At 48.2% G+C, this 23,744-nt stretch carries 18 protein-coding genes and 1 pseudogene; 8 read left to right on the top strand and 11 right to left on the bottom strand.

Features of this window, described 5'->3' with window-relative positions:
• The first annotated feature begins 14 nt into the window (after positions 1-14).
• Both G441_RS0100095 and pheA read left to right on the top strand, forming a co-directional pair.
• Positions 15-815, top strand: coding sequence for a response regulator (locus G441_RS0100095; protein ID WP_026374473.1), 801 nt, complete (start codon positions 15-17; stop codon positions 813-815).
• Between the two features lie 191 nt (positions 816-1,006).
• Positions 1,007-2,188 carry a prephenate dehydratase gene (pheA, locus tag G441_RS0100090; RefSeq protein ID WP_026374472.1) on the top strand — a complete coding sequence of 394 codons (1,182 nt, stop codon included), beginning with the start codon at positions 1,007-1,009 and terminating at the stop codon, positions 2,186-2,188.
• 32 nt (positions 2,189-2,220) lie between these two features.
• On the opposite strand, the gene G441_RS0100085 is transcribed toward pheA, so the two are convergent.
• The 9 genes from G441_RS0100085 to ffh all read right to left on the bottom strand — a co-directional run bounded on the left by G441_RS0100085 (position 2,221) and on the right by ffh (position 12,317).
• Positions 2,221-4,545 carry a methyl-accepting chemotaxis protein gene (locus tag G441_RS0100085; protein WP_026374471.1) on the bottom strand — a complete coding sequence of 775 codons (2,325 nt, stop codon included), beginning with the start codon at positions 4,543-4,545 and terminating at the stop codon, positions 2,221-2,223.
• Between the two features lie 90 nt (positions 4,546-4,635).
• Complete coding sequence (gene tyrA / locus G441_RS0100080; protein WP_026374470.1) at positions 4,636-5,766, bottom strand: bifunctional chorismate mutase/prephenate dehydrogenase; 1,131 nt, start codon at positions 5,764-5,766, stop codon at positions 4,636-4,638.
• Positions 5,767-5,772: 6 nt separating this feature from the next.
• A complete protein-coding gene (locus tag G441_RS0100075; protein ID WP_026374469.1) occupies positions 5,773-6,864 on the bottom strand; it encodes a 3-deoxy-7-phosphoheptulonate synthase in 1,092 nt (363 codons plus the stop codon).
• Positions 6,865-7,122: 258 nt separating this feature from the next.
• Positions 7,123-8,661, bottom strand: coding sequence for an AbgT family transporter (locus tag G441_RS0100070; RefSeq protein ID WP_026374468.1), 1,539 nt, complete (start codon positions 8,659-8,661; stop codon positions 7,123-7,125).
• Between the two features lie 150 nt (positions 8,662-8,811).
• Positions 8,812-9,171, bottom strand: a complete 360-nt coding sequence (gene rplS, locus G441_RS0100065; protein WP_026374467.1) for a 50S ribosomal protein L19 — start codon at positions 9,169-9,171, stop codon at positions 8,812-8,814.
• An 18-nt stretch (positions 9,172-9,189) separates the two neighbouring features.
• Entirely contained in the window at positions 9,190-9,948 is a 759-nt protein-coding gene (gene trmD / locus G441_RS0100060) for a tRNA (guanosine(37)-N1)-methyltransferase TrmD (protein WP_026374466.1), read from the bottom strand.
• Positions 9,948-10,469, bottom strand: a complete 522-nt coding sequence (rimM, locus tag G441_RS0100055) for a ribosome maturation factor RimM (RefSeq protein ID WP_026374465.1) — start codon at positions 10,467-10,469, stop codon at positions 9,948-9,950. Before rimM ends, trmD begins: the two co-directional genes overlap by 1 nt.
• Before the next feature lie 34 nt (positions 10,470-10,503).
• A complete protein-coding gene (rpsP, locus tag G441_RS0100050) occupies positions 10,504-10,755 on the bottom strand; it encodes a 30S ribosomal protein S16 (protein ID WP_026374464.1) in 252 nt (83 codons plus the stop codon).
• A 176-nt stretch (positions 10,756-10,931) separates the two neighbouring features.
• The gene (ffh, locus tag G441_RS0100045; protein WP_026374463.1) at positions 10,932-12,317 is read right to left on the bottom strand and encodes a signal recognition particle protein; all 1,386 of its coding nucleotides are present in this window, start codon (positions 12,315-12,317) and stop codon (positions 10,932-10,934) included.
• Positions 12,318-12,512: 195 nt separating this feature from the next.
• On the opposite strand from ffh, the gene G441_RS0100040 reads away from it, so the two are divergent.
• Together G441_RS0100040 and G441_RS0100035 are read left to right on the top strand one after the other, a co-directional pair.
• Positions 12,513-13,310, top strand: coding sequence for a cytochrome C assembly family protein (locus G441_RS0100040; RefSeq protein WP_026374462.1), 798 nt, complete (start codon positions 12,513-12,515; stop codon positions 13,308-13,310).
• A 57-nt stretch (positions 13,311-13,367) separates the two neighbouring features.
• Positions 13,368-14,675 carry an HlyC/CorC family transporter gene (locus G441_RS0100035; protein ID WP_026374461.1) on the top strand — a complete coding sequence of 436 codons (1,308 nt, stop codon included), beginning with the start codon at positions 13,368-13,370 and terminating at the stop codon, positions 14,673-14,675.
• Between the two features lie 44 nt (positions 14,676-14,719).
• On the opposite strand, the gene G441_RS0100030 is transcribed toward G441_RS0100035, so the two are convergent.
• The gene (locus tag G441_RS0100030) at positions 14,720-14,905 is read right to left on the bottom strand and encodes a hypothetical protein (protein WP_026374460.1); all 186 of its coding nucleotides are present in this window, start codon (positions 14,903-14,905) and stop codon (positions 14,720-14,722) included.
• 53 nt (positions 14,906-14,958) lie between these two features.
• Positions 14,959-15,453 (bottom strand): phosphohistidine phosphatase SixA, encoded by a 495-nt coding sequence (sixA, locus tag G441_RS0100025; protein WP_026374459.1) that lies wholly within the window; start codon positions 15,451-15,453, stop codon positions 14,959-14,961.
• Between the two features lie 98 nt (positions 15,454-15,551).
• On the opposite strand from sixA, the gene G441_RS0100020 reads away from it, so the two are divergent.
• From G441_RS0100020 to G441_RS0100005, 4 genes and pseudogenes are all read left to right on the top strand, one after another.
• Positions 15,552-18,350, top strand: coding sequence for an insulinase family protein (locus G441_RS0100020; RefSeq protein WP_084407216.1), 2,799 nt, complete (start codon positions 15,552-15,554; stop codon positions 18,348-18,350).
• 276 nt (positions 18,351-18,626) lie between these two features.
• A complete protein-coding gene (locus G441_RS0100015; RefSeq protein WP_051275220.1) occupies positions 18,627-23,033 on the top strand; it encodes an EAL domain-containing protein in 4,407 nt (1,468 codons plus the stop codon).
• Positions 23,034-23,211: 178 nt separating this feature from the next.
• Entirely contained in the window at positions 23,212-23,364 is a 153-nt protein-coding gene (locus G441_RS19800) for a hypothetical protein (RefSeq protein ID WP_169726026.1), read from the top strand.
• 116 nt (positions 23,365-23,480) lie between these two features.
• Positions 23,481-23,744, top strand: a pseudogene (locus G441_RS0100005) (IS3 family transposase); the annotation flags it as partial.

Below are 23,744 nucleotides of genomic sequence, written 5' to 3'. Positions count from 1 at the left end.
TGTGAGAAAAAAGCATGCAACACCTGTCAATTTCCGACCTGCATATCCTGCTCGTTGAGCCTTCAGACACCCAGCGCAAGATTATTTCCTCGCTGCTTATCAAAGAGAAAGTCGATGAAATTGATGCCGTATCAACGGTAGCAGAAGCCAAAGCGGCAATGCGTTCCCATGGTGCGGATTTAGTGGTGAGTGCCATGTACTTTGAAGATGGCACAGGATTGGATCTGCTTAAGAGCATGAAAAATGATGCAGAAACAGCGTCTATCCCATTTATGTTGGTGTCCAGCGAGAACCGCATCGCCAAGCTTGAAGAATTCAAACAGGCCGGCGTGGCAGCGATTCTACCCAAACCATTTGAGCCGGTGCATCTTGCCCGTGCACTTCGAGCCAGTCTGGATTTAATCAACACCGAAGAACTGGAGCTGGAGCTGTTTGATGTGCGTGATGTCAGAGTATTGCTGGTGGATGACAGCAGACTGGCGCGTAATCATATTCGCAGGGTTCTTGAGGGCATGGGCTTAAATCGTATCGATGAAGCAGAAAATGGCGCCATGGCCCTTACACTGCTCAAAGACAACACCTACGATTTGGTAGTGACTGACTACAACATGCCGGAAATGGACGGTCGTGAGCTATCTGAGTTTGTCAGATTCAATCCAGAAACTGCGCATATTCCGATTATCATGGTCACCTCAGAAGCAGCTGACAGCCCGCATATGGCCAACATACAGCAAACCGGGGTGAATGCACTGTGCGACAAGCCCTTTGAGGCGCAGGAAGTAAGAACGATGCTGGCGGCGCTGCTGGGAGAGTGAACGCCCGGCTGCTGAATACAGCGTTGACAATGCCACCGGTGACATATAAATTCGAGACTATGACATTATTTAGATGCACGTTCCGTTTCTTTTTTAGTCCGCATTAGCGGGAGGAACGCGCGTGACCGAATCACTTGCAAAACCTCCCTCTGGGAGGTTTTTTTATTTTCTTAAACTGGGCGACACCATTAATGACCAACGACGCACTCACCCCATTAAGACATCAAATCAGCGACATTGACGGTAAGATCCTGTCCCTGTTGGCTGAGCGCCAGACCCTGACCAATCAGGTTGCAGAGACGAAGATCCAGCATCATATCCCGGTACGCGACCAGAAGCGGGAAGAGCAATTACTGGTCAGACTGATCAAACAAGGCCAGGAGTTTGGTCTGGACCCACACTACGTCACCCAGCTTTTTCATGTCATCATCGAGGATTCGGTTCTCAATCAACAGGCCATGCTGGCAGAGCGCGCCAACCCCGGCGCGTCATTGCCGCTCAATCGCGTGGCGTTTTTAGGAGATAAAGGCTCATATAGCTATCTGGCTACCCAGAAGTATTTTTCCCGACGCCCTGGCGAACTGCTTGAAATAGGCTGCCAGAGCTTTGCTGATATTGTCCACAAGGTCGAAAGTAATGAAGCTGACTATGCCGTACTGCCAATCGAAAACACTTCCTCAGGCAGTATCAACGAAGTCTATGACCAACTGCAGCACACCAGTCTGTCAATCATTGGTGAGCTCACCCATCCGATCAAACATGCTTTGTTGGTCTCGAAGGACACCAGTATCAGCCAAATCAAAACGCTGTATGCCCACCCTCAGGTATTCGCGCAATGTAGCCACTTTTTGGCTGAGCTGGGCAATGTCGAGGTAAAACCCTGTGACAGCACCTCAGCGGCAATGATCACCGTCAGTGAATTGCAGTCAGCTGATGTAGCAGCCATCGGCAGTGAGGCTGGGGGCGCCTTGTATGGCCTACACGCGATTAAGTCTAACCTGGCCAATCAGAAAGAAAACCACAGCCGCTTTATTGTAGTGGCGCGTAATGCCGTTAAGGTACCTTTGCAAGTGCCAGCAAAAACCACTCTGGTAATATCCACGGTGCAGAAACCCGGCGCGCTGGTCGAGGCCCTGTTAGTCTTACGCGAAAACAATATCAACATGACTAAGCTCGAGTCGCGGCCCATCACCGGAAACCCCTGGGAAGAGATGTTTTATCTTGATGTAGAAGGGAATATTCAGGACGGTCCCATGCAGAACGCCATGGAAAGCCTGCAGGGTATCACCCGTTACTTTAAGCTGCTGGGCTGCTATCCCAGTGAAGAGATCAGTCCAACGCGAGTTGCTGCGGTGAACGCGTTAGCTGAATAGAAATAAAGGAGCCAGCGACAGCTGGCTCGTTCCTATACCTTAAAGCGTTCTACCAATTCTTTGGTGTTGGCCGCAATGCGTGCCAGTTCATGGGCAGACGCGCTGGTTTGTCGTGCACCCTGCTCTGCATCCGTTGCCATCTCATTGATACGCGTCACACTCTCAGTGACACTGTCTGAGGTGACATTTTGCTCTTCAGTAGCGGTTGCCACCGTTTCACTCATCTGCTGTACAGCGTCGATAGTACGCGCCAGCTCATCCATCGCCGTGGTCACCAGATCAACCAGGTGAATACCACCGTCGGCGGCGCGCTCTGCGCGCTCCATGGATTGCACTGACCTGTCTGACGTTTCCGTCATGGTTTCCATGATCTTAGAGATTTGTACAGTGTTCTCCTGCGAGCGAGTCGCCAGCGCTCTGACTTCGTCGGCCACCACTGAGAACCCTCGTCCAGCTTCACCGGCTCTGGCTGCTTCAATTGCCGCATTTAAGGCCAGCAGGTTCGTCTGATCGGCAATACCGGTAATGGTATTCAGTGCAGACGTAATTTCATTGACTTCATCTTTGAGCGAGGCAATCACGCGACTGGTATCGCGAATGAGCTCGACCAGCAGTTTAATATTTTCTGCGGCCATCCCTGCCCGTTCCATGTTTTCCTTCAGGCTAGACTTGGCTTCAAGGCCTTTAGTGCTGGTTTCAACGGTTGAACGAGCCACGTCGTTTATCGAAGCTGACAACTCTTCCATTGAGGTAGCCACGCTATGGGTCTGGTCGCGCTGCTGTTCAGACACTGCCAGGCTTTGCTCTGTTGTCGAGCTAAGCTGCTCAGAGGCTGCCGCGAGCACTTCAGCGTCCTGCTTAACTTGCGCAATAATGTCTCTTATCTGACTGATAAACACGTTAAAATTATTGGAAATTTTATCGATTTCAGGAATACCGGAAGGTGCAATAGTGGTAGTAAGATCGCCTTCGCCTTCGGTCAGCTCTTCACAGGTTTTGCCAAGCTTATTTAACGGTTTAATCAGCACACTCGCGAACCACAGCGTGATACCCACCGCAATGGCTGTGATAATAATAAATTCGACGATGGCCGACGAAACCAGGCGGCCACCTATCGCATCAGCAGGTGCAAGCGCTTCTGCTACGTCAATTTCTGCCATCAGTCCGTAAGTGTACTCACCAATTTGTACTGGTGAGTAGGCGGAATACACAGGCACATCACGATAATCAAGGATTTCAAGAAAGCCGCTGTTCCCCTGCAATGCGCTGCGCGATGACGGCGAGTCAACCGGCTGCACCCCTACTGAGGTTTCACGTGCTTCCGCTTCTTTAGCCGCATCCGGATACTTGGGGCGGATTGCGTTGATGTAATTCGCATAGTCTTCTACGAAGAAGCGACTTTCATTCATTAGTAAACCACCGGGCGATACCATATAAGTTTCGCCCGAATCGCCGAACCCCTTCTGCTTCCATTCCTGCTCATGAGTCAGCAAATCATTGATGTGATCCATCGGCATCTGAAAAATAAGTACCGCGATAATTCGACCGTTTTGATCGGCGATAGGACTGGCAGCAAACCCGGCCAGCGCGTTATAGGAGGGCAGATACGTATCAAACTTACTGAATACTACCCCATCCGCGTCATTTAGCTGTGCGGCCTTTTTAAATACCTCACCAATGCCGGTTTGAGCGTAAGGGCCTGATTTCAGACTGGTAGCATAGTCGAGCTCTTTAAAAACGCTGTATACAATGTTGCCTGTGTCGATGTCAGCAATGAAGATGTCGTAATAACCGAATTCGTAGAGGAATTTACGCAGCGTCGGGTGATACTTTGCGTGGGCGCTGGCGTAGTCTGAAGCGTTGTTTAGGCGTTCCAGTCCATCCTTCTCACCGATAGGAAAATCAGAGCCGGCGATAAAGTCATATTGCAGTGTTTTGGATTCTGCGTTTAGCGGCTCAAGCAGGCGCAGCGGGTTATTCAATCGCGTCGGATTCAAATCAGCAAATCGTCCAGCGAAGGCGTCACGGTAGTAGGACTCCAGCGCTGATTCCTGACTCGCCGTGATTGCCCCACGCTGACTGGCATAGTTTCGAAACGCCGGAACGAACGCAGCAGCGGCATCCACTATCGTCAGGCTGTATGACTTTGCACGGATCTGTGATTCTATCCCACTTATATACTCATCAAGCGCTTCGCGGGTCTGCACATTCTGGCTGAGCAATTTTTCCTGTGCTGACTCTTTTAACGCTTCGCCAGATTCACTGACGGCCACATTGACTGACACTATTGCCATTACCAAAATCGACACCACGATCAGAGAGATAAATACCAATAGTATGCGCAGCTTTAACGACATCTTAGTTCCTCATGACGCGCTGTAGCTTGACACAGCGAGTAACAAATTGTCTTGTCATTAACATCTCATGCAACTAGACAAAAGTGAAGTTTAGTTTGTTCTATCGTCGTCCGCTTTTTGCAGCAGTTTTTTACTGTCCACCAGGGCACGCTTGGCATAGTCACCAAACCAGTAGCCTATTCTGAAAAAGCGGTGGATAAATTCCCCTTTATCACCGGCTTCTAACAAACCAATGGCCTGATTGAAACGGTCGCGAAATCGCTTCAGCAATTCGATGTTATCAGGATTATTAAAGATGATGTCGGCATATAGTTCAGGGTCTTGAGCAAAAAGACGCCCGACCATGGCCAGTTCAAGCCTGTAAATAGGCGAGGAAAAGACGATAAGCTGTTTAAGATCCGGGCTCTCACCAGCCAGATGAGCCCCATACACGAAGGTGTTGAAGTGACGCATGACCTGAATAAATGCCATGGCTTCATCATGTTCCTGGGCCGTGCAGTCATGCAGGGACGCGCCCCAAATCTCCATCTGCTTTATCAGCCAGGCATAGCGTTCGGGATAACGGCCGTCACATACCACCACAACCTGCTTCACCATGCCTGGTGCATCAGGACCAAACATGGGGTGTAAGCCGACCACCGGTCCTCGGTGTGCACTTAACATGGCATCCAGCGGCTTTGCTTTGATACTGGTAATGTCAGCAAGGACACAGTCTTCGGGCAAACTGCCGAGTTTCTCAATGACAGGCACGGTGAGCGTGATCGGCACCGACACTATAACCAGCCCGGCGCCAGCAAGGATCCTGTCAGCCTCAGGCCAGTCGTCTTTCTCAAGAACCTCAACCGGATAACCACTGCGCTCGAACAACTGTACGAACACACGTCCCAACGCGCCTTTACCGCCTATCACTACCACTTTTTTGATGTCTGGATTCACACACAAATAACGAGCGGTCTGGGTCTGATAGGATTCACGCATGATGCGCCTGAGCAAATCCTCAATCAACGCTGGCGACACGCCTGCTTGTTCGGCTTCCTGCATACGATCCGCCAGCAGCTGTGCTTCGCGCTCTGGCACATAAATCGGCATGCCGGTTTGACTTTTAATCTCACCTACCCGACGGGTTAGTTCTGAACGCTTTGCCAATAATTTGACAAACTGTTCATCGATATCGTCGATCTGGGCACGCAAATGCTCCAATGATTGTTCAGGTGAGGTCATTACTGATTAATCCAGGTTATGCCTTTTCTTAAGGCGCATGGGTAATACAGTAATAAGCTTATCACGTGTATTGGAAATCAGCTCATCCGTCGTGGCCCAGTCAATGCAGCCATCGGTAATCGATACTCCATATGCTAACTCGCCGGGCTTTTTACCGTCGCTGGGCTGATTACCTGAATTTAAATGGCTTTCCAACATGATCCCGATAATTGACTGGTTACCCTCAAGTATCTGATTCACCACGTTTTGCGCGACCAGCGTCTGACGGCGAAAATCCTTGGACGAATTGGCGTGACTGCAATCTACCACTAAACCGGCTTGTAAATTCGCTGCAGCAATCTCCTGCTCACATTCTGATACACAGACCGAGTCATAATTAGGCTGTTTGCCACCGCGCAGAATAATGTGTCCGTCCGGATTGCCCTGTGTCTGGATTAAACTGACCTGCCCTTGTTTGTTTATGCCCATAAATGAGTGGCCGGACGCCGCCGACTTAAGCGCATTGATAGCGATATCCAGGCTCCCGTCTGTGCCGTTTTTAAAGCCAACCGGCATGGACAGACCGCTGGCCATCTCGCGATGAGTTTGTGATTCAGACGTTCGAGCGCCAATAGCCGCCCAGCTAAATAGCTCAGCCAGATATTGCGGGCTGATGGGGTCCAGCGCTTCGGTAGCCACAGGTATCTCAAGTTCAGCCAACCAGATAAGCAGCTCGCGAGCCTTACGCAGGCCAGTTTCAATATCAAAGCTGCCATCCAGATGGGGATCGTTGATCAGTCCTTTCCACCCCACTGTTGTGCGTGGCTTCTCAAAATAGACCCGCATCACGATGTATAGCGTGTCCTTACATGCTTCATGCAATTCTTTGAGTTTCAGCGCATACTCTTTTGCCGCCTCCACGTCGTGAATTGAACAGGGGCCGCTGACCACCAGCAAACGATGATCACGACGATGAATAATGTCGGCAATCGTCTGTCGTGACTGTTTAATAACGTCCAGTGCGTGCTCGGAGACGGGCAATTCCTGACTGAGTGAATCAGGCGTAATTAGCACGCTTTCAGATGTGACGTTAACGTTATTGATTGAATTTTGTAGCATGGTTTCTCAACAGTAAAAATGGGTGCGCGCGATAACGATGGCGCAGAAGAGTGTCGTATCGCCTGTCCTGTCTGAGCACCGCCCGCGAATGTAAACTTTAAAATACAGTGCAGAAAGCTCAGTTTTCAGCAGGTATTGACTTTTTAACAGCATCCATTTTGCAACACAACCCTTAAATGTGATTATGCAGACAATCAATGCTGTTGGCAGGAAAACCTCGCTGCCTAAAAGCACAGCAGCGAGGGGGTATTGTTGGGATTAGCCTGCTGGATACACGTAGCTGGCTTGCAGACCCAATGGTAGACCAAGTGCCCAGTAAAGCAGTAAGAATGCGGTCCAGGCGAGCAGCAGCGTGATCGTAAATGGCAGCATCATTGACAATAGCGTACCAATCCCGGTGGATTTCACATAACGCTGGCAGTACACCACGACCAGCGGAAAGTAAGGCATCAACGGCGTAATAATATTCGATGACGAGTCACCAAGACGATAGGCCGCCTGGGTTAAGTCCGGTGAAATATTTAACTGCATCAGCATGGGCACAAAAATAGGACCTAGTAGCGCCCATTTGGCGGAAGATGAACCGACAAACAAGTTAACAAATGCCGTCAGGAAAATAATCCCTACGATGGTCACCATACTTGGCAGCGCCAACGATTTGAGTACCTGCGCCCCTTCAATGGCAAGCAGTGCCCCTAGGTTAGATTTACCAAACGCATCGATAAACAGGGCACAGAAGAACGCCATTACAATGTAGTAACTCATGCCCTGCATAGCTTTAGTCATGCTGTCTATCATGTCTTTGGTCGACTGATAGGTCCCAGACATGTAGCCGTATACCACGCCGGGAAGCAAAAACAGCAGGAAAATCAGCGGCACGATTGATTGCATAACCGGTGCAGCAAAAGACGTCAGCTGGCCGCTGGGATCGCGCATTGGCGAGTTTTCAGGTACCAGTATTGCGACTAAAACGACAATACCAGCCAGCATGACCCAGGACGCTGCACGCAAAGCGCGACTTTCTTTTTCGGTGAGGTCGGCGAATTTTGGGATATCATTCGGATCGCCATCTACTTCAACATCTTTTAGACGGGGTTCAATCACTTTATCAGTGAGATACCAGGCAATACCGATAATCAACAAACTGGATGCAGAATTGAAAAACCAGTTATTCAGCGGGTTGACCTGAATCGCAGGATCGATAATTTGCGCCGCACTCTGTGTAAAGCTCTGCAGTAACGGGTCAATGGCTGATGGAATAAAGTTTGCGCAAAAACCACCGCTGACACCGGCAAATGCCGCCGCAATGCCCGCCAGTGGATGCCTACCCATAGCGTAAAAAATCACGCCAGCCAGCGGAATAACCAACACGTATCCGGCATCTGTTGCGGTGTGACTGACTATCGCAACCAGCACCACCATGGGGGTCAGTAACTTCGCAGGGGTGGTATCGAGCATGCGCTTGAGACCAGCGCTGATGAAACCTGAGTGTTCAGCCACGCCAACCCCAAGCATTGCGACCAGTACGACACCAAGAGGCGCGAAACCGGTAAAGATGGTGACCATCCTGGACAGAAAATCTGCCAATGATGCGCCGGTAAGAAGGTTATTCACCACCACCGCTTCGCCTGTGCGAGGGTCGATAGCGTCGAAGGTAAAGTTAGACAGCAGGGCTGATAAACCCCACACAATCAGTAAGCAGACAAAGAAAATAATGGCCGGATCGGGCAATTTGTTCCCTACCCGTTCGACTTTATCCAGTGCCCGTGTAACCCAGGTTGATTCTGCCGTAGACATAACGATGGATTCCCTGTTTATTGTTATTTTGGAAGATATTTTTTAACTGCAAGAGTGTGCCACAGGCCAGCACCACAAAAAAGCAACAGGCATAAAAAAGCCCGCATATTTGCGGGCTTTTTCAAAGTTAACAGTAACGCGGGATTAATCTTAATTAAGCTTTTCTTTGATACGTGCAGATTTACCTGAACGCTCGCGCAAGTAGTACAGCTTCGCACGACGAACAGCACCGCGACGCTTGACTTCGATAGCAGATACCGCTGGGCTGTGTGTCTGGAACACACGCTCAACGCCTTCGCCACTTGAAATCTTACGGACAGTAAAAGACGAGTGCAGACCACGGTTACGCTTCGCAATAACAACACCTTCATAAGCCTGAAGACGCTCTTTATCACCTTCTTTAACGCGTACCTTAACGACTACTGTGTCACCAGGACCAAACGCTGGTACATCAGTTTTGAGCTGTGCTTGCTCAATTTTCTTGATGATATCTTGATTGATTTTACTCATCGTATCCTCTCATCCTAGTTAACTGTCATCTTGCTGCAAACGCACAAACTCGTTGAGTAGTGCCGTTTGCTCCTCAGTCAGAGCTAGGTCTTTTAACAACTCAGGGCGCCGTTGCCAGGTTCTTCCCAGCGACTGTTGTAGGCGCCACTGCCTGATTTTTTCGTGATTACCACTTAACAATACCGCAGGCACTTGCTGACCGTTGAGAATCTCTGGCCGGGTGTAGTGTGGACAATCCAGTAAACCACTGGTGAACGAATCCTGCTCTGCAGATTGTTCGTGTCCTAATACGCCAGGCACAAAGCGGGCAATTGCATCCATCAGTACCATCGCCGGCAGTTCACCGCCGCTCAGTACATAATCTCCAATTGACCATTCCTCGTCGACTTCGCTCTGGATAACCCGTTCATCTATACCTTCATAGCGACCGGCAACCAGAATCAGCTTGTCGTGTTGGGACAAGGTTTTGACGCCCTGCTGGTCCAACTTTTTTCCCTGCGGAGACAAGTAAATCACTGTACTTTTGTCTCCCGCTGCCTTACGAGCAGCGTGAATCGCGTCTGTTAGTGGCTGAACCATCATCAACATGCCTGGACCACCGCCGTAAGGCCGGTCGTCCACAGTTCGGTGTCGGTCATGGGCGTAATCACGTGGATTAAAAAATTCCACATTAATGGCGCCCTGCTTTACAGCGCGCCCAACTACCCCTTGCTCCGTTAATGCACTGAACATTTCCGGAAACAGCGACACCACACCAAACCACTTGTCAGGTGTCATTAGAATCCCGGATCCCAATCCACCGTGATGGTTTTCGCCTGTTTGTCCACATGCTTGATCACCTGTTCTGGTAAATACGGCAGCATGCGTTCTTTCTGACCAAATGCGTCATTGATATTGGCTTTAACGAGCATGACGTCGTTAGCACCGGTTTCAAACAGCTCTTTAACGGTACCCAAGTCATAACCCTGTTCGGTTACAACTTTCATACCAAGTAGCTCGCGCCAATAAAACTCATCGTCGTCCAGATCGGGCAACAAATCGGCCTGAATGCGGATATCAAGATTCTTGATAGCTTCCGCTTCATTCCGGTCGTTTACCCCATCTAGTTTGGCAACCAGACTTTTATTGTGCACACGCCATTGATCAACACGGTACTCTTTGCCATCGCCAAGTTGCCAAGGCTGATAATCAAAGATGCCGGCTTGTTCTTCGGTATAGCTGTTGATTTTGACCCATCCTTTCACACCATAAGGTGCGCCGATTTTGCCAACAATCAGTGTCTCAGACGCGCGACTCATCTATACCTCTAAAACAGTTATATAGCAGCTAAAATTAAGCTGCCGCTTTCTTTGCGTCTTTAACCAGACGAGCAACACGGTCAGACAAACCTGCGCCGTGGCTTACCCAGTGCTCAACGCGGTCAAGGTCCAAGCGAAGACGCTCTTCCTGACCTCTGGCAGTAGGATTGAAGAAACCAATGTTCTCAATGAAACGACCATCGCGTGCACGACGGCTGTCTGCTACTACTACCTGATAAAATGGACGCTTTTTAGCGCCACCACGCTGTAAACGAATAGTAACCATAAATGCCTCAAACTCGTTGTAGCGTTACCGTTAACTTACCTTCTTTACGGGATCATTACTGATACCAAGAAAAAAGGTCGGCGAAGTATACGCGTATCAGTCTATTTTGCAAGCCAAATCACGGCTTAGAGGGGAGAAAGCGGACATGACGTCCGCTTTTCTGGAGAGGTGATGGATTAACGGGGTGGGAACATCCCGCCTGGGCCGCCCATACCGCCGGGTGGCATCATGCCTTTCATCTGACGCATCATCTTCTTCGCGCCACCGCCCGACATTTTCTTCATCATCTTCTGCATTTGCATAAATTGTTTGAGCAGGCGGTTCACATCCTGGATTTGCGTACCCGACCCTGCGGCAATGCGCTTTTTGCGTGAGCCCTTGATGACTTCGGGTTTCTGACGTTCATGCGGTGTCATAGAATTGATGATCGCTTCCATTTGCACGAACTGCTTGTCGTTAGCCTTGTCTTTTATCTGAGCCGACATATTGCCCATACCCGGCAGTTTGTCCAGCATCGACATCATGCCACCCATGTTGCGCATCTGCTCAAGCTGCTCTTTGAAGTCTTGCAAGTCAAAGCCTTTGCCTTTCTGTACCTTCTTGGCCAGCTTCTGAGCTTTTTGCTTGTCTACTTTACGCTCGACCTCTTCGATAAGCGACAACACATCGCCCATACCGAGGATCCGAGAGGCAATGCGCTCTGGGTGGAAAGGTTCAAGCGCATCAAGCTTTTCGCCCATACCCAGGAACTTGATGGGTTTACCCGTGATATGACGTACTGATAATGCTGCACCACCACGGGCATCACCATCTGCTTTGGTCAGGATCACACCAGTGAGTGGCAACGCTTCATTAAACGCATTGGCAGTATTCGCGGCATCCTGTCCTGTCATGGCATCTACCACAAACAGAGTTTCAACCGGCTTCACCGCCTCGTGCAGTGATTTAATTTCCGCCATCATCTCGCCATCAACGTGCAAGCGACCTGCCGTATCGACCAGCAACACATCGAAAAACTGTGTTTTAGCCTGTTCAATGGCGGTATTAACAATATCGATAGGCTTTTGCAGTGTAGAAGACGGACAGAATGTCACGCCCACTTCGGATGCAAGAGTTTCAAGCTGTTTGATAGCCGCCGGACGATACACGTCGGCACTGACAACCATCACTTTTTTCTTTTCGCGCTCGCTCAGGTATTTTGCCAGCTTACCCACACTGGTGGTTTTACCAGCACCCTGTAAACCAGCAACCATCACCACCGCCGGAGGCTGGGCAGACAGGTTCAGTCGCTCATTGGCCTGCCCCATCACTGATTCCAGCTCGCCCTGAACGATCTTGATGAACATCTGCCCAGGCTTGAGGCTCTTGTTAACTTCCGTCCCCAATGCACGCTCTTTTACCTGTGCAACAAAGTCGCGAACAACAGGCAGTGCCACGTCGGCTTCGAGCAGCGCCATGCGCACTTCTCTCAGGGTGTCTTTAATATTGTCTTCGGTCAGCCTGCCACGTCCGCTTATATCGCGTAGCGTTTTTCCTAACCGTTCTGATAAATTTTCAAACATTGCGGTGCAGCGTTGTCGGTTGTGAATGTAAGGCGCACAGTATACCTAAACGTCATGCAGAATCGAACATGGCATGACAATTATCCATTCTGCGATAAAAATCGATAGTAGGTGAGCTTTTCACTGCGACAACATTCACTTAACGAGTTGTTCGGTGTTACTCTCTATCATTAAAAAGTCGGATTCAGGTTTTTCATGACGTTTGTGCTCCCACTTCTCTGCTTACTTTGCTATGCCGTCACTGCCGGGATAATGACGTCCCGCTTGTTTCACCAAGAAGGCCCAAAATCGCGGCTTACGACAGCGTTATCCGGCGCAGCACTGGCATTACACTTTGTATTACTGACGCAGAGTCTGACCGCCGAACCGGGTCAGAACATGAGCATTATCAACGTCATTTCGCTGGTTGCCTGGCTGGTATCATTGGCGATGTTCAGCTCGTCTTTTTATTTGCCAAATGCGATTCTTCTGCCAGTCGTTTATGGCTTCAGCGCACTAGTCGTGGCTGGCGGCGTGCTTATTCCTGACCAATACATCGTCAACATTGCGCTGCACCCTGAGCTTATTATCCATATTTCCCTTGCATTGTTCGCCTATGGGTGTCTGATGATCGCTATGTTGTATGCCATTCAACTAAACTATATCAACGGTCGCCTAAAGCAGAAAAAGGCGTCACTGCTGCATTCATCCCTGCCGCCACTAATGGCCGTTGAACACATTCTGTTTAAATTGTTGCTGGTCGGTACCCTGTTGCTCACTCTCTCGCTGGCCAGTGGATTTGTGTTTTTAGACGATATGTTCGCGCAACATCAGGCTCATAAGACCATTTTGTCATTGATTGCATGGGTGCTTTATGTTGCCGTTTTGATTGGGCACGCTAAATGGGGATGGCGGGGGCGCTCGATGCTAACCACCACGTTTATCGGGGCATTCCTGCTTACGTTAGCCTATTTCGGCAGCCGCTTTGTGCGCGAAGTGTTGCTTAACACTTGAATCCTGACAATGAACCCCTTACATTGCCAGTCGGTGAACGATAAAGGACCCACATAGTTGGACGATATTTCCACGAGTACGTTATACATCGTGCTCGGCATTTTAATTTTACTCTCTGCGTATTTCTCCAGCTCCGAAACCGGATTGATGTCGATCAACCGGTACCGCCTCAAACATCTGGCTAATGAAGGTCACAGCGGCGCACTCAGAGTGCAGAAACTACTCGACCGTCCAGACAGACTTATCGGCCTGATATTAATCGGCAACAATCTTGTTAATATCGCCGCAACGGTGGTCGCGACCGAAATCTGTATGCGTCTTTTTGGTCCTGTATGGGGGCCGGTGCTTGTCACCATTGGTTTGACTCTCGTTATTCTGGTGTTCGCCGAGGTTACCCCTAAAACATTGGCAGCATTGCATCCTGAGAAAATCTCGTTCCCAAGTTCGTTTATTCTGTTGCCGTTGCTGACATTGCTCTACCCTGTGGTGTATTTCGTTAATGGCATCACTAACGGTATTCTGGCGCTGGCCAGAATCAGCCCCATTGATGGTGGAGACAATGCGCTTAGCAGAGAAGAGCTTCGTACGGTGGTCCATGAAGCCGGCGCAATGATCCCTAAAAAGCACCAGGATATGCTGGTTGGCATCCTGGATCTTGAAAAGGTCACGGCCGAAGACATCATGGTGCCGCGCAGTGACATTGTCGCCATTGACATCAATGACGACTGGAAAGACATTCAGCGCCAGTTGGTTAACGCCCAGCACACCCGAGTACTGCTGTATCGCGATACGATTGATGACGCGGTAGGATTCGTGCACATGCGTGACGCATTACGTCTGTTATCCAAGAACCAGTTTACCAAAGCAAGTTTGCTGCGCGCGGTGCGGGATATTTACTTCACGCCAGAATCGACCCCTTTACATACCTTGATGTATAAATTCCAGGCAGCGAAGGAACGTATCGGACTGGTCGTCGATGAATACGGTGACATTCAGGGCCTTGTTACGCTGGAGGATATCCTCGAGGAAATCATCGGGGATTTCACCACCACTATGCTACCGGTACACAGTAAAGAAGCGAACATCCAGCAGGACGGCAGCGTTCTGGTCGACGGTAGTGCCAACATTCGCGAACTGAATAAGGAAATGGACTGGAACTTCCCTACTGAAGGGCCCAAAACGCTCAATGGACTTATTCTGGAGTATCTTGAAGATATTCCGGAATACAACATTAGCCTGCGACTCGCGGGGTATCCACTGGAGCTGGTTGAGATAAAGGGAAATATGATTAAGACCGTAAGGGTGATGCCACAGTACTATCGCGAAGCCACCGTTGTCGACGCCGATAATACCAGCAAAGCATAAACTTACTTTTAGCATCAGCGCCGTGGCGCGAGCATCAGTTCGCGTCAGCCCTGATGAAGACGTTTTTCGCGATTTTTCATGATCTGCCGTTTCACGCTTTCAACCTTATCACTCAGGTCGCTAAGCTTTACTAACAATTCAGTCATTTCACTACTGTCATCTTCCACGTCTCGGTCTATCTGACGTGTAAGCTGATCATGTAAATACGCTGGAAATGATTTTTCTGACATACCTCTCCCCTTCACTGAGGGTATCGGTAAAAATCAGAAATTCTGTATAGTTTTTAGCTATCAGACACCGAGACAACTGGATGAAAATGATCCACCAGCTTTCCGGTTGATTTTTTAGCATCATATTCCACTACCGCTACTCCCGCCGTCGCAAATAACATTGAATGATGATGTTGGGTTAGCGCGTCGACCATATAGCTGACGAATGGCATATGACTCACGATCATTACTGAACAAGTAAGATGTTCGGTGTCGATTATGTGGTCGAGATAGTCGTGAAATAGATGCGGGTTGCCGGAAGGCGTGATGTCCTCGCTTTCTTCCTCTACTGCGATGTCGAAATAATCGGCGATCACGCTTTGCGTTTGTCTTGTGCGTCTGAATGGACTGTTGAATACTCGCTCAATCTTATTGCCTGTCAGGTAATGTTGTGCAAGCCATTGTGCGGTGGCAGCCGACTGCGCATAGCCTTTTTCTGTCAACTGTCGTTCTCTGTCATTCGCTGCCGGTAACTGCGCTTCACCGTGTCGCATCACAAAAACGTACATGCACTTGTTTCTCTTTCAAAAAGGGTTATCTACACAACGCAATGTTTAATATAACAAATAAATCGGCGAAATTTCCTTGCCATTAGATATTTTGCGTTATGCTAACGAATAATGTTAACAACTGGTCAATAAATGTGCTCAACGACTTTTCCGATCATCGTCCCTGGCAAATTCATAATCTGCCTAATGGTCTGGAAATGTTTTGTGTGCAGGACACGGATATTGAGCGTTACGCCATGTCGGTCTGTATTGGCGCAGGACATTTTCATGATCCCCATGATTGCCCTGGTTTAGCCCACCTACTTGAGCATATGCTGTTTCTGGGAAATAAATATTTTCCCGAGCCAAATCAACTGCATGAACACGTCAGTACCTGTGGCGGGTCTGTTAATGCCTGGACCGGCACTGAATTCGCCAACTTTCACTTTGATTGCCAGCCTGAAGGGTTGGAACTGGCCACCGTTCAGCTCGCCAGCATGCTCATTTGTCCATTATTTGAGCGCGATGCGCTAGACAGGGAAATCAGTGCTATCGATGCCGAGTTCAAGTTAAAACGAAATGATGAATTGCGCAGGCTGTATCAGGTGCATAAAGAAACCTGTAACCCAGCACATCCTTTTAGCAAGTTTTCAGTGGGTAATGATGACGTGTTTCGCAGTATGTCGCTTGAACAGCTTCAGCAAAAATTAGTGCAGTTTCATCAATCCCATTATCATGCTCGCAATATCAAATTGGCCGTCATCGGCCCTCAAATCCCGGATGCACTGCTGTCTCTCCTGGCAGAGGTATTCAGTCGAGTCCCTCCTTCCCCAGAGGGCTGGATTTGCCCGGTTTATCCACCGTTATATCGGCCACAAGACGTTGGTGTGCAAATCAACATAGCACCACTTAAGCAGGCACGCAGATTAATCGTCAGTTTCGCTTTGCCAAGCATTTACCCTTACTATCGCAGCAAGCCCCTGAACGTCATCAGCCATCTTTTAGGTGATGAAACGAAAGGCAGTTTGCTGGATTATTTGAAACGAAAAGGCTGGGCAACCAGTTTGAGTGCTGGCGGAGGCATTCAAGGTAGTAACTTTAAAGATTTTAATGTCAATTTGCAGCTTACTGAGCAAGGTGTTGAAGAAGTTGACGCTATTCTCGAAGCAATGTTCAGCACATTAAGGTTGGTAAAACGTGCCGTAGATGAACAATGGCGATTTGAAGAGAAAGCAACATTGGCAGCGCTTGCACAGCGATACGGTGAACGCTTAAAGCCCATTGACGAAGCAGTGCACCTTTCAGAAAACCTGTTCCATTATCCGGCCGAACATGCGTTAGTCGCAGACGTTATTATGGACGAAGCAAATCCTAACGCAATGCATGACATGCTTACGTATTTCACACCTGAAAACATGCGAGTCAAGTTAATCGCTCCTGAGCAGCGTACCGACCGAGAAGCCAAATGGTACGGCACTCGCTACCAGGTCTCGCCGCTTGCCAAGCCGTTACTTGAACGCTTATGTGCACCACTGACTGACCTGCCACTTAGCCTGCCGTCTCGCAATCCACATATGCCAAAACAGCTAAATATCTTGCCCGCGCCAGATAAAGCAGAGAACCCAACGGCAGTTATCCAGACGCAAAATCAAAGCTTCTGGTTCTTACAGGATGATAAGTACAAACAGCCTAAAGGTGACTGCTTCATTTCGTTTGATTGCGAAGCAGTGCAGCAAGGGATCCGCGTCATAACGCACAAACGGTTATGGATAGCGTGTTTGATGGACGATCTAAATGAAAGATTTTATCAGGCTGGTATTGCAGGACTTAACTTTCATGTGTACAGCCACCAGGGTGGCTTCTCATTGCATACCAGTGGTTTTAGTGAACGGCAGCTTCATCTTGTAGAAGACATTCTGGAGGACATTCACACTCGCACGGACTTTTCCGCGAACTTTGAATTATTGAAAAAACGTCAGTGGCAGAGTCTGCAAAACAGTCTGCTGAACAAACCAATAAACCGCCTGTTTACCAGACTTTCTGTGCTCATGCAGAAGCACACCTATGCACCAGTCGACAGTCTGGATATTGTCAAACACGCCACTGTCGATGATATTGCCAAGGTGCAACAGTCGTTGTTGTCTGGCTATCATATGGAGAGTTTGCTGCATGGTAACTGGAACAAACAGCAGGCAGAGATATTTTATCGGCGCATGGGCGACCGTTACCAATGCCACAGCCACTGTTCAAGGAACCCTCGCGCAGTCGCCGATCTGCGCAACTCGCATGGGTTTGTGCATGAAGTGGAAAGTCACCATAACGAACATGCTGTGGTGGTATATTTTCAATCACCGAGTGCGTCGCTGTCAGATATGGCCAAGACTATACTGCTAGAGCAACTGTTAGCAACCCCGTTTTTTAATCAGCTGCGCACAGAGCAGCAATTAGGCTACGTAGTTGGCAGTGGTTATTTCCCCTTCAATCAGCACCCGGGCCTGGCGTTTTACGTGCAGTCTCCCGAGCATGAAGTAAACAGATTGGTTAAGGCCATCAGTGACTTCATCGCACAAGCGGATAAGCACATTAATGAGTATGCACCGGTATGGAAGAACCTGAAGGAAAGCGTCTGCAATCAGCTCATGGAAAAAGACGCCAGCTTAGCAATGAAAAGTCAGCGCCTGTGGTCTGCAATGGGCAAGGATGACGTAGACTTTAACCGACACCGCCGCCTGGTTGACAGTGTGAACCAGATAGGTCTTGAGCAAATCATCGACTTTGCCAGCGCGCTGAATAACAGAGATGGCTTCGGTCAGCTTATCCTGTATACCGGTAGTGTGCTCGAAAATACATGGGCTAACGATGCAATTTCTATTGAACAGTTGGCATCCTTTAAACATGACGCACGTTATATCGCTTGAAATTAGCCAGGTCATCTAACCCGCAAACGGGGTGATTCAACTGTAAAAAAACTTGTCCTAGAGCGCTAAATTCGGCATATTTGTTATGTTTCGCCAAAGGAAGGACGAAGCCTTTAACCAAGCGCTATCGCAGTAACCGGTGGGTGAGCCGGTTCAACAAATAGAAAAATAATAAAACGGTAGACACACTACCCAAGGTATCTTGTGCGAACACCTCTGCTACAACGTGTTTTATTGTCTCTGATTTTGCTCGTCGCAACGCCCGGCGCGCTGACTATGAGCACGTTTGCGCAATCTAAAGAGTTTATTGCCCTTCAGGCAATTAAAAGCAATGACGATACCGATACCTCAAGAAATTCTGTACACGGGATCATTCAAGACGACATCGGATTTATCTGGCTAGCCACGGATAACGGCATTTCTCGCTTTGACGGGTATGACTTTGTCGAATATGGCAAGGGTAAAGGTATCCGAAGCGAGGTGCTTGACCTATTTATCGACGAAGAGGGGAGCCTGTGGGCCGCGATGGCCAAAGGCTTAAGTGTTTACGACGAAAGCAAAGATGAGTTTGTTACTGTCGTTGTCAATGAAACCTCCGATGGTGCCGCCGCATTGAGCCAACTTCAGACAGGAGAATTGTTATATGCCACTGGAGGGCAGATAAAGCAATTCAATATAAGCACCGGTGAACTGCAAGACTATAACCTTCGCGGAACGGTAGAGGTTCCGTCTAGCATTAAAATGTTAAAAAAAGATGGCAGCCTTATCTGGGTTGGTACCAAATATGACGGCCTATTTTTCATTGATGGCGCTTCTGACACCCTTTATTCGATGGCTATGCCCAACTCTTTGGGTATAACTATCGATTATGTCGGTGAGGTAAATGACATCAAACGTGTCGGTGATCAGCATTTTGTCGCTATGGAACAAGGGCTCTACACATTCAATATTCTTGAGCGTACATCAGCCAAGGTAACGTCGCTGAATTACATGAATAGCGATAAAAGCAATATTGCTTTTAAAACTATTGAGCCATTCAAGCGCACCTCTTTGCTTCTGGGAACGATGGAAGGACTTTATTTTTACGATTTCAAATCTCAACACCTTTCATTACTTTCGCACAAAGGCAAAGTAACCAGAGACATGGAACTGGGTAATGCAGCCATACAGAGCACCTTCACTGACAAGAATGGCGACCAGTGGATAGGGACATTTGCAAAAGGGGTTTTCAAATCTAGTCAGTTTTTCGAGCGCGTCGAAAGTTATCGGGAGCTTGTAAAGAGTGATGTGCATAAGGTCACTGACAACCTCGTGTGGGGCATTGAACAGACGTCCGATGGCAATATATGGATGGCAACTTTCTCTGCCGGACTGGTGATGTTCGATCCGCTTTACAGACAGTTTGAAAACTACTTACTAGATTCTGACCTCAAGTACTTTGACATAGTCATAGATAAGTCGGACCGTATTTGGCTCGCATCCTCGAGTGGCATTCATATTTATGAGTATTCCGCTCGAAATGGTCTGACTGAAGTCGCTACGTTACTAGACAATAACCTGATTGATCGTATTGAATTTTTTTCAAGCTCCGTAATGCTCTGGGCTGGCGGAGATATTCTTGCTTCAATCAATCCTGAAACATTGCAGATAAGTACGCTATCCCTTAATGAAAAGAAATTAAACAAGGTTGGACTTGTTCATCAAGATAAAAAGGGGCGTTTGTGGCTGGATACTAACCTTGGCATAAATGTTTTTGACCCAGATACTCAGTCTATGCAGCAAGTTAGTACGCCGCTAGATGAACCCCGTCTCATCGCTGTCCATGAGTATGATGAAGGCTACTTAATGGCCACATCAGAGCACGGCATAATAAAAGTCGATCGCCACTTAAAAATGCAAGGCAGGCCAATAAGAAATGTTTATACAGAAGAAGATTATCTTGTTTCCGCTTTGTTTATCGGGCGAGAAGCATGGCTAGCCGGTCGTGAAGGCGTATTACGCATATCATTGGAGAACGGTGAAATACTTGAGCACCTCAACAATGACATTCTTCAAGGCAATGACTTGGCAGAGGGTGCTGCATTCATCGCAAATGATGGACGTATTTATTTCGGTGGTACCTACGGGTTTCACATTTTTAATCCGAACGAAAAATTAAACACTGATGATTCCGCGCCAGGTATTCCCTACATTACAAGCATGGAAGTGTTTAACGATCCCATTGCATTCAATGAAGAAAGTAAACATCTGACAGCACCCACACACCTCGCTGAGCGTGTTACGTTGAAGCATGACGATTTTCCTTTTGACGTTAACTTTGCATCGCTCAACCCCATCGCTACTGAACGCGTTTATTACGAATATAAACTCGACGGTCGTGATAACCAGTGGATCAGAGCCAACAATAATAGAAACATTGAATTTAATGACCTCCCCTATGGCCACCACAAACTTCAGTTAAGAGCTCGGTATGAAGATGGTCCGTGGTCTCGCATCAGGTCTTTGGATATTTATGTAGAGCCTCCCGTTTGGTTCCACCCTAATGCACTGATTTTTTATGCGTTTTTCAGTAGCTTACTACTGTTATATTGGTTCAAGCAGTACAGCACCCGCAAAAAACAGCAGCAGGCCATCAAAGAAAGTGAAGAGCGTCTCAAACTGACATTGTGGAGTAGCGGCGACGAACTGTGGGACTGGGATTTACATCAGGGACAAGTGATCCGATCGAATACCTGGGGCACTCTTGATTTTCCTCAGGACGACATTCGCACCAACAGCGCGTATCAGGCAAATATTCACCCCAACGATATTAAGCGTGTACAGGACACTTTAAACGCCCATCTTAAAGAAGAAACTGAGCACTTCGAAACGACGTATCGGGCAAAAACGTTCAAAGGTGAGTGGATATGGCTATTGGATCGCGGAAAAGTGGTACGCCGGGACAGCAATGGTCAGCCGTTGCGTATGACAGGAACACTCAAGAATATCAGCCATCTGAAACAAGCTGAAGAACAGCTTAAATTGTTCCAGCGATCGGTAGAAACCATCTCTGATGGCGTGTTTATCGCCGACACCAATTTCAAATTTATCACCATCAATAAGTCATATTGCAAATACACCGGCGAGACCAGAGAGCAGGCACTGGCGAGCTTTCTGCGTTTTCACCAATATCCGGAAGCATTTACCGAGGAAGTCAAAAAAGCCCTGCGGCAAAAAGGTAACTGGTTTGGTGAAGTGGAGTCACGTCGTGTCAATGGAGAGCGATATGTCATCGATCTCAACATTGATGCGATTAAAGATGAAGACGGAAAAAACAGTCATTACGTGGGCGTTTTCTCCGACATCACTGACCGAAAAAGTACGGAAAAAGAATTACTGAAGCTGGCCAACACTGACCCGCTAACGGAGCTGCCTAACCGCTCTTTCTTTCAGGCTAGCCATTCGAACCTGGTGAGAAAAAATACTCCTCATGCACTGATCTGCATGGATATGGATAATTTCAAGAAAATTAACGACTCTCTGGGCCATCAAACCGGCGATATTCTGATCAAACAGATTGCAAAAAGGCTGCAAAAGATTACCGGTACGTCGGCAACATGTTACCGCCTGGGCGGCGATGAGTTTGCTGTTTTACTGGAAAATCACCCTGATATGCACAGTATTACTCATTTTGCACAGCGCATGCTGGATGATATGGCCCGCCCGTTTATTATCAACAAACAAGAATTCGTACTGGGCGGCAGCGTCGGCATTGCTTTTTATCCTGAAGACGGCCATTCGTCACAGGAGTTGTTAAAAAATGCCGACACAGCGATGTACTTTGCCAAGAACAGCGGCGGCAATAAATACCAGTTCTTTAGCGGCGAAATGAACCAGAGTGCTGTGCGCCAACTGCAAATTGAAAACCTCATCCGCCACGGCCTGAAAGAAGATTTGTTCACAGTGTTCTACCAACCTAAGGTAGACATTATGTCTGGCAAGCTGGTTAGCATGGAAGCCTTGGTGCGATTTGAACATCCAGAGAAAGGTTTCGTCAGCCCAAGTCAATTCATTCCACTAGCTGAAAACACGGGACAAATCATAGAAATAGGTGAGCAGGTTCTAAGAAAAGCCTGTAAAGATACCAAGCGTTGGGTAGAAATGGGCCTGTTCACGGGGCGTGTGGCGGTGAATATCTCGGCCAAGCAGTTTGAGCTGCCAGATCTAGATGACCGCATCGAAAGCGTATTGCGGGAAGTAGGCTTGTCAGCATTACATCTCGAATGTGAAATCACTGAAGGGACCTTGATGGAACAGCCTGACCATGCCCTGCGCATGATGGACCGTTTACGTGAAAAAGGCATACACCTTGCGCTGGACGATTTTGGTACCGGCTACTCGTCACTTGCCTATTTGAAGAAGTTCCCGCTGAATACGCTTAAAATCGATAAGGCCTTTATTGACGACATTGCTAACAGTAGCGTCGACAGGCATATGGCGGCCGCGATCATCAACATTGCGCACAACCTTGGACTGAAAGTCGTCGCAGAAGGCGTTGAGAAAGAAGACCAACTGTCAATTTTACGTCGCTATGAATGTGAGATGTTACAGGGTTACCTGTACTCTAAACCGCTTAGCTCAGCACGCTTTGAAAGGCTGCTGAAAGAAAACGCTGAATTACACAACCTTATCCAACACAGCTAGACCTCAACTATTTAGTGGCGTTAGCTCCAACTCCACGATGAAGTCGTAGTCTTTTTCCACCTTTACTTATCAATTTTATTGGCATAGTTGCGGAGTTGGCACAATCCTCGCTCTTATTCCTCTGCTGACAGAAAAACGTCAGTTGGATTGTTTTGCAAATAATAAAGAGGAAACTCACATGTTGAAAGCTTACGCAGTCGCGCTTGTTTTGAGTACATCCGCCCCAGTTGCGGACAAAAATGTTGAGGGCGCTGATGCTCCGGCAAAACCTGCTCAAGCCAGCAGCACGCAGGTCAAGCACAAGCCAAAAACAGGCGGAATCGTCTGGTAACGTTTTACGGAAGAATAATGAGAGCATTAAAAAAAGAGAGGGTTACCTCTCTTTTTTTTGGTATTGACCCGTCCTAAATAGCGTTGACACTTTTCCAACCTTTTTTGGAGAGTGTAATGCATTCAATAAATAGACGAACTCAGCGTGATTATTCCCTCGCTTTTAAATTGGCAGTTGTTGATCAGGTAGAAAAGGGAGAGTTGACGTATCAACAAGCTCAATACAAGTATGGTATTCAGGGTAGTTCGACAGTTTTAGTTTGGCTTCGCAGGCATGGTCGTCTAGATTGGTCCTTAGGCACACCCAGGTTTTTTAAACGGGGAGCAACCATGAGCGAGCAAGAAACAGAGTTGACGCCGGAACAACGTATTAAACAGCTC

Source organism: Aestuariibacter salexigens DSM 15300 (assembly GCF_000429145.1).
Classification (GTDB): domain Bacteria; phylum Pseudomonadota; class Gammaproteobacteria; order Enterobacterales; family Alteromonadaceae; genus Aestuariibacter; species Aestuariibacter salexigens.
Note: the sequence above shows the minus strand (reverse complement) of the source record. Positions and strands in the feature narration are given on the sequence as shown.

Excerpts from the sequence above, each read along its gene's own strand:
- G441_RS0100095 (WP_026374473.1), top strand. The coding sequence starts at position 15 with ATGCAACACCTGTCAATTTCCGACCTGCATATCCTGCTCGTTGAGCCT.
- G441_RS0100040 (WP_026374462.1), top strand. The coding sequence starts at position 12,513 with ATGACGTTTGTGCTCCCACTTCTCTGCTTACTTTGCTATGCCGTCACT.
- G441_RS0100085 (WP_026374471.1), bottom strand. The coding sequence starts at position 4,545 with ATGTCGTTAAAGCTGCGCATACTATTGGTATTTATCTCTCTGATCGTG.
- G441_RS0100020 (WP_084407216.1), top strand. The coding sequence starts at position 15,552 with ATGCTAACGAATAATGTTAACAACTGGTCAATAAATGTGCTCAACGAC.
- G441_RS0100075 (WP_026374469.1), bottom strand. The coding sequence starts at position 6,864 with ATGCTACAAAATTCAATCAATAACGTTAACGTCACATCTGAAAGCGTG.
- pheA (WP_026374472.1), top strand. The coding sequence starts at position 1,007 with ATGACCAACGACGCACTCACCCCATTAAGACATCAAATCAGCGACATT.
- ffh (WP_026374463.1), bottom strand. The coding sequence starts at position 12,317 with ATGTTTGAAAATTTATCAGAACGGTTAGGAAAAACGCTACGCGATATA.
- rplS (WP_026374467.1), bottom strand. The coding sequence starts at position 9,171 with ATGAGTAAAATCAATCAAGATATCATCAAGAAAATTGAGCAAGCACAG.
- G441_RS0100030 (WP_026374460.1), bottom strand. The coding sequence starts at position 14,905 with ATGTCAGAAAAATCATTTCCAGCGTATTTACATGATCAGCTTACACGT.
- G441_RS0100015 (WP_051275220.1), top strand. The coding sequence starts at position 18,627 with ATGAGCACGTTTGCGCAATCTAAAGAGTTTATTGCCCTTCAGGCAATT.
- tyrA (WP_026374470.1), bottom strand. The coding sequence starts at position 5,766 with ATGACCTCACCTGAACAATCATTGGAGCATTTGCGTGCCCAGATCGAC.
- trmD (WP_026374466.1), bottom strand. The coding sequence starts at position 9,948 with ATGACACCTGACAAGTGGTTTGGTGTGGTGTCGCTGTTTCCGGAAATG.
- sixA (WP_026374459.1), bottom strand. The coding sequence starts at position 15,453 with ATGTACGTTTTTGTGATGCGACACGGTGAAGCGCAGTTACCGGCAGCG.
- rpsP (WP_026374464.1), bottom strand. The coding sequence starts at position 10,755 with ATGGTTACTATTCGTTTACAGCGTGGTGGCGCTAAAAAGCGTCCATTT.
- G441_RS19800 (WP_169726026.1), top strand. The coding sequence starts at position 23,212 with ATGTTGAAAGCTTACGCAGTCGCGCTTGTTTTGAGTACATCCGCCCCA.
- G441_RS0100070 (WP_026374468.1), bottom strand. The coding sequence starts at position 8,661 with ATGTCTACGGCAGAATCAACCTGGGTTACACGGGCACTGGATAAAGTC.
- rimM (WP_026374465.1), bottom strand. The coding sequence starts at position 10,469 with ATGAGTCGCGCGTCTGAGACACTGATTGTTGGCAAAATCGGCGCACCT.